This is a genomic window from Longimicrobium sp. (assembly GCF_036280135.1).
In the GTDB taxonomy this organism is placed as follows: domain Bacteria; phylum Gemmatimonadota; class Gemmatimonadetes; order Longimicrobiales; family Longimicrobiaceae; genus Longimicrobium.
In genome coordinates this window covers 1-6,358 of sequence record NZ_DASURI010000661.1, presented here as the reverse complement: position 1 = coordinate 6,358, position 6,358 = coordinate 1, and the positions used below count along the sequence as shown (strand labels likewise).

Below are 6,358 nucleotides of genomic sequence, written 5' to 3'. Positions count from 1 at the left end.
ACCCCTCCCCCAACTTCGGGGGAGGGGTCGGTGGACAGGCGAGATCCTGCATCGTTGCTCAGACCGCGCGTCCGCGCGGTGCACCTCTCTCCGTGAGGAACGAGCGGGGAGAGAGGGGCGGGTCGCTGCCGGCGCGATCTGTCCTCCCCAATATGAAGTTCTCCCCCTCCCCCGCGAAGCGGGGGCAGGGGGCCGGGGGGAGGGGGCCCTCCGCGGGCCGGCAGACTGCCAGCCATCGTGCAGGGTCTGCTTCCGGGGGCCCTCCGCGGGCGGTAGACAGCCCGCCGGAGTGCACGATCCCTCATCCGTGTTTCGTCGCGGTCCCGAAGCACGCGGTCGCACGTTCGACGTTCGAAGGTCACACTCAGAAGCCAGGTACCAGGAGATCCGATGAAGCTGCGCCACGCCGTGGTTCTTGCCCTCGTGCCGATGGTGGGGCTGGGCGCCTGCAAAAAGCGCCCGGCCACCAATCCCGGCCCGGAGACGACCGTGGACGGGGGGATGACGGACGCCGACCGCGCCCGCGCCGACAGCATTCGCCTGGCCAACGAGGCCGCGGACCGCGAGCGCGCCGAGCGCGATCGTGCGGAGAACGCGCGGCTGGAGCGCGAGCGCCTGGACCGCGAGACGGCCGGCGCCCGCGAGGTGCTCACGGACATCGTCTTCTTCGAGTACGACAGCGACGAGATCAGCGGCCGCGCCGAGGAGGCGCTCCGCCTCAAGGCCGCCGTCCTGGCCGCCAACCCCAACGTGCGCCTGCGCATCGAGGGCCACGCCGACCAGCGCGGCAGCACCGAGTACAACCTGGCCCTGGGCCAGCGCCGCGCCGAGGCCGTCCGCGCGTTCCTGGCCAACTACGGCATCGACCCGGACCGCTTTACCACCGTGAGCTACGGCAAGGAGCGCCCCCTGGCCGAGGGCGACGACGAGGAGTCGTGGGGCCGCAACCGGCGCGCGGAATTCGGCATCATCGGCGGGCAGGTGACCGTGGTGCCCCAGGAGCTTCGATGAAGGCGCGCACGCTTTTCGCTCTCGCCCTGCTGCCCCTGGCCGGGGCGTGCGTGGCCACCAAGCAGGACGTGCAGGAGCTGCGGCTGGACATGGCCCAGCAGCGGGCCCACCAGGACTCGCTCTTTCGCGCCCTGGTGGGACGGACGGAGGCCATGCTGGACTCGCTGAGCGACCAGAACGTGCGCCTGCGGGGGGACGTGGCCAACCGCCTGCTGGCCATCGAGCGGCAGCTGGTGCAGATCCAGGAGCTCAGCGGCGCCAACCAGGCCCAGCTCTCGGACCTGCGCCGGCAGATCGACCAGCGCGCGGCCGAGGAGCGCCGGCGCCAGCAGGAGGCGGCCGACGCCGCGGCGGCCGGCCAGGACGGCGGCGGCGGATCCGCGGCGGACGCGGGCGACCCCGACGAGCTGTACGAGGCCGCCCAGGCGGCGCTGCGCCGGGGCTCGGTGGGAACGGCGCGGGCGGGGTTCGAGGAGTTCATCCGCGCCAACCCGCAGCACCGGCTGGCCCCCGAGGCACAGTACAACATCGGGCAGAGCTACGAGCAGGGGCGCGACACGGGCAACGCCATCACGGCGTACGGCCGCGTGGTGGAATTGTATCCCACGTCCGGCCGGGCGCCCGCGGCCCTGCTGCGCATGGGACGGCTGGAGCTGGGGCGCGGCAACCGCACGGAGGCCCGCGCCCGGCTCAACCAGATCGTGCAGCGCTACCCCCGCGCGCCGGAGGCCGGCGAGGCGCGGACGGAGCTGCAGCGCCTGGGGACGCGGTGAACCGCCGCCCTGCACCGGGGTCATAAGCGCGTGCGCTGCCCCTTTTGCCACCACACGGACGACCGCGTGGTCGACTCGCGCAGCGTGCGCGAGGGCCGCGCGGTGCGCCGCCGCCGCGAGTGCCTGCGGTGCGAGCGGCGCTTCACGACGTACGAGTACATCGCGGAGCGCCCGCTGCAGGTGCTCAAGCGGGACGGCGAGCGCGAGCCGTACGACCGGCGCAAGCTGCTCAACAGCATCCAGATCGCCACGGCCAAGCGCCCCGTGAGCCGCACGGAGATCGACCGCATCGTCGAGGACATCGAGCGCGAGCTGGACCGGCGCGAGAGCGGCGAGGCCGAGAGCCAGGAGATCGGCGCCATGGTGATGGACCGCCTGAAGTCGCGGGACCACATCGCCTACGTGCGCTTTGCCAGCGTGTACCGGGACTTCCAGGACCCCGAGGAGTTCTACCAGGAGTTCCGTGACCTGGCGGAGCGCCAGGCGGCGAGCGAGATGCGCCGCCAGCACTACGAGCTGCCGCTGGGCGCGGCGGCCGGCGACGACGGACCGCCGGACCCGGCGGACGGTACGGAATGATCCGGCGGGCCCCGGCCCGCCTTTCCCGCGAGATGATGAAGAAGTTCGTATCCGGTGGCGTTCAGGGCGAAATGCCGTTCCTGGACCACCTCGAGGAGCTGCGCTGGCGCATCCTGTGGAGCCTGCTGGCCCTGATCGTGGGCTCGGTGGTGGGCTTCATCCTGGTGGACCGGATGAACGCCATGGAGCTGCTCATCCGCCCCATCGAGCCGTTCCTGAACGGGGGCAAGCTCAAGTACCTGAGCCCCACCGACCCGTTCTTCGTCACCATCAAGCTGTCGCTGCTGGCCGGGGTGGTGCTGGCGTCGCCCATCATCATCTACCAGGTGTGGGCCTTCCTGGCGCCCGCCCTGATGCCCTCGGAAAAGCGGGTGATCGTCCCCGCGCTGTACATGGGCGTGGTGCTGTTCGTCATCGGGGTGGCCATGAGCTACGAGCTCGTGCTGCCCATGACGCTCAAGTTCACCATGGGCTTTCAGACCAAGTTCCTGGAACAAAGCATCGTCATCGGGCCTTACATGGCCATGGTGACGCGGCTGCTGCTGGCGTTCGGCGTGGTGTTCGAGCTGCCGGTGGTGATCCTGATCCTGAGCGCCCTGGGGCTGGTGACGCCGGAGTTCCTGGCCAGCAAGCGCCGGCACGCCATCGCGGCCATCACGGTGCTGGCGTCGGTGCTCACGCCCGGCGACGTGATCACCGTGACGCTGATGATGATGGTGCCGCTGATCCTGCTGTACGAGTTCAGCATCCTGCTGTCGCGCCTGGTGGCCCGGCGCCGCGTGGCGAACGCGGCGGCCGCGGCCGCCGCCGAGGCGTGACGGGAGCGCCCGTGGGTATCCCTGACCTTCGCAGTCCCGTGACGTCCACCCTTCGCCGGCGCCTGGGCGTGCTGGCCGCGGCCGCGCTGCTGGCCCTGGCCGCGGCGCCCGCCGTGGCGCAGATCATTCCCGGGCGCCCGCAGCCCGGCCGGCCGGCGCGTGGCGCCCCGCAGCGTCCGCAGGGGCGCGCGGCCGGCGACACGGTGCCCGGGGACAGCACGCGGCGCCGCGAGGTGCCGGAGGACTCCACCATCAACGCCCTGCTGCGCCTGCCGGGGTACGACCCGGTGGAGTACCAGGGCGACAGCGCGCAGTTCAACAACCGCGAGCGCACGCTGCGCCTGCGGGGCAACCCCGTGGTGTCGCAGGGCACCACGCGGCTGGAGGCCCGCGACAGCATTGTGTACCGAGAGCGCAGCGACTTCGTGGAGGTGTACGGGCGGCCCCAGGTGACGGGGGCCCAGCAGGACATCTCGGGCGAGGTGATGTACTACGACCTGGGCAGCCGCCGGGCGGCCGTGCGCAACGCGCGCACCACCATCACGGAGGGCGCCACCTGGTACGTGCAGGGCAACGTGACGTCGGAGGAGGAGGGCACGCGGGTGTACGCCACGCGCAGCACCTTTACCTCGGACGACCGCGAGGAGCCGGCGTACTACTTTCGCGCGGACCGCATCAAGGTCATCAAGAACCGGGTGCTCGTGGGACGCCCGGCGTACCTCTATTTCCGCAACGTGCCCGTCTTCGTCCTGCCGTTCATCGTGCAGGACCTGTCGCGGGGGCGGCGCAGCGGCTTCCTGATCCCCGAGTTCGAGGTCAACGACATCATCCGCACGGACCAGCGGGGGGGCGGCACGCGGGGCACGGGGCGGCAGATCAGCAACATCGGGTACTACTGGGCCATCAACGACTACATGGGGGCCCAGGCGGCGCTGGACTGGCGCAGCCAGAGCTGGATCGGCCTGAACGTGGGCTACCAGTTCAACGTCCGCCGCCGGTTCCTGAGCGGAAACGCGTCGCTCACGCGGTTCTGGCGCGAGGGCGGCAACAACAGCTTCAACCTGCAGGGCTCGGGCACCTGGAAGCCCAACGAGCGCACGGACCTGAGCACGGCGCTCAACTACAGCAGCAACACGTCGTTCGAGCGCAACCGCCAGGTGGACCCGTTTCGCCAGCTGGCCGACATCAGCAGCACGGTGTCGGTGCGGCGGCAGATGGACTGGGGCGACCTCACGGCCGGCGGCGAGCTGCGGCAGTCCATCAGCACGGGCGACAACAACCTGCGCACGCGGCTGAGCATCAGCCCCCAGACCATCACCCTGTTCCCCGTGGGCGAGGACGGGCGCGAGCGGTGGTACAACGAGGGCTCGCTCACCGTCACGGCGGACGGCAGCGTGAACCGCACCACGCCGGGCGAGGCGCTGGCCCGCCGGCAGCAGTCGTCCGAGGACGAGGACGCGTCGCTCAGCACCAGCATTCGCCTGGGCAACGTGGGCGTGAGCGGCGGGCTGCGCTACAACCGGCAGTACCGCAACGAGCTGGCGGCCATCGACAGCGCCGCCGCCATCGGCACCACGACGCCGGCGCAGCGGGCCTTCCTTCCCGGCTTCGGCACGCAGACGCTGGACTGGAACGCGGCCACGGGATACGAGTTCCGGCTGATCGGGGCCACGCGCCTCACGCCCAACATCAGCATCGGGCAGCAGGTAATCCGGCGCGACACGGCGTTCGACGGCGGCACGGCGCCGGACAGCATCGACGGGGGCCGCTACGGCACCTTCGTGGCGGCGCCCCTGCGCACCAGCCTGAGCGCCAACCTGCAGACGGAGCTGTTCGGCTTCTTTCCCGGCATCGGCCCGTACTCGGCCATCCGGCACCACTTTCGCCCCGGCTTCGCGTACAGCTACACGCCGGCCGTGCGGCAGACGCCGGAGCAGGAGCTGGTGTTCGGGCAGCAGGGCGGGCGCGAGGTGAACCAGCTGACGCTGAACCTGGACCAGACGTTCGAGGCCAAGCTGCGGGCGCCCCGCCGCGAGTCGGCCACGGACCGCGGCGCCGACCGCGCGGGCACGGGCAACCCGCAGGGCGCGGACGAGGCCAACCCCGGCGCGCAGACGGACACGGCCGCGGCGCAGCTCACCCCCGGCGACCCCACCCTGCGCGACTCCACAGGGGCGGAGACGGCGGGCGGGCGGCCGTCGGGCGGGGCGGGGCAGCAGGACCAGAAGATCACGCTGCTGGCCATCAACACGTCGGCGCTGGCGTACAGCTTTGTGCCCGTGGACACGTTCGGCACGCGCTTTACGACGCCCGACATCACCAACCGCATTCGCTCGGACCTCTTTGGCGGATTGAACTTCACCATCTCGCACGACCTGTTCGAGGAGCAGCGGGGCGAGACGGGCGGGTCCGGCGGGGTGGGGCGGCGGGGACGGTTCTCGCCCTTCCTCACGGGCGTGCAGACGTCGCTGAGCTTTGGCGCCAACTCGGCGCTGTTCCGCTGGCTGGGCTTTTCGCGCGGGTCCGAGGAGGAGCGCCGGACGGAGCGGGGGCAGACGCCGCCGGAGCAGGGCCAGCCCACGCTGGACCCGCCGGGCTCGCAGACGCAGACCAACTCGCCCGTCCCGGGCTTCGGGGCGCAGGGCGGGGGCGCGTGGAACGTGCAGCTCAACTACTCGCTGCGCCGTTCGCGCCCGGTGCGGGGCGGCATCCCCACGCTGGAGACGGACGAGAACCAGCAGGTGTCGGGGAGCCTGTCGTTCATGCCCACGCGCAACTGGGCCGTGAGCTGGTACACGGACTACAGCATCAGCGAGAACAAGTTCGGCACGCACGTGCTCAACTTCAAACGCGACCTGTACCGCTGGCAGGCCAACTTCGACTTCCGCCGGGCGCCCAACGGCAACACGTCGTTCTCGTTCTCCGTGCACCTGACGGACCTGCCGGACCTCAAGGCGGACTACAACCGCTCCAACCTGGGCGCGGACCGGCCGGAGCAGTAACGGCCGAGTGCGTCAGTGCGGAAGTGCGTGAGTGCGGGAGTGGGTTCCCGCACTCACGCGTTTTTGTGTGCGGTGGGCGGGCGTCGGACGACGATCGTGCACGGAGTATGGATCGCGCCGGCAGCGGGCGGCCCCCTCCCCCCGGCCCCCTCCCCCGCTTCGCGGGGGAGGGGGA

General features: G+C 71.3%; 4 protein-coding genes and 1 pseudogene. All 5 read left to right on the top strand.

Features of this window, described 5'->3' with window-relative positions; all coding sequences use genetic code 11:
* Positions 1-390 precede the first annotated feature (390 nt).
* The 5 genes and pseudogenes from pal (at position 391) to VFZ20_RS21465 (ending at position 6,183) form a co-directional block, all read left to right on the top strand.
* The gene (gene pal / locus VFZ20_RS21485; RefSeq protein WP_329685999.1) at positions 391-1,011 is read left to right on the top strand and encodes a peptidoglycan-associated lipoprotein Pal; all 621 of its coding nucleotides are present in this window, start codon (positions 391-393) and stop codon (positions 1,009-1,011) included.
* A complete protein-coding gene (gene ybgF / locus VFZ20_RS21480) occupies positions 1,008-1,784 on the top strand; it encodes a tol-pal system protein YbgF (protein ID WP_329685998.1) in 777 nt (258 codons plus the stop codon). Before pal ends, ybgF begins: the two co-directional genes overlap by 4 nt.
* Before the next feature lie 30 nt (positions 1,785-1,814).
* A pseudogene (gene nrdR / locus VFZ20_RS21475) lies at positions 1,815-2,255 on the top strand (transcriptional regulator NrdR); the annotation flags it as partial.
* A 104-nt stretch (positions 2,256-2,359) separates the two neighbouring features.
* Positions 2,360-3,181, top strand: coding sequence for a twin-arginine translocase subunit TatC (gene tatC, locus VFZ20_RS21470; RefSeq protein ID WP_329685996.1), 822 nt, complete (start codon positions 2,360-2,362; stop codon positions 3,179-3,181).
* A 38-nt stretch (positions 3,182-3,219) separates the two neighbouring features.
* Positions 3,220-6,183 (top strand): putative LPS assembly protein LptD, encoded by a 2,964-nt coding sequence (locus tag VFZ20_RS21465; RefSeq protein WP_329685995.1) that lies wholly within the window; start codon positions 3,220-3,222, stop codon positions 6,181-6,183.
* Positions 6,184-6,358 lie beyond the last annotated feature (175 nt).

Coding starts and splice junctions, on each gene's coding strand:
- pal (WP_329685999.1), top strand. CDS start 391: ATGAAGCTGCGCCACGCCGTGGTTCTTGCCCTCGTGCCGATGGTGGGG.
- ybgF (WP_329685998.1), top strand. CDS start 1,008: ATGAAGGCGCGCACGCTTTTCGCTCTCGCCCTGCTGCCCCTGGCCGGG.
- tatC (WP_329685996.1), top strand. CDS start 2,360: ATGATCCGGCGGGCCCCGGCCCGCCTTTCCCGCGAGATGATGAAGAAG.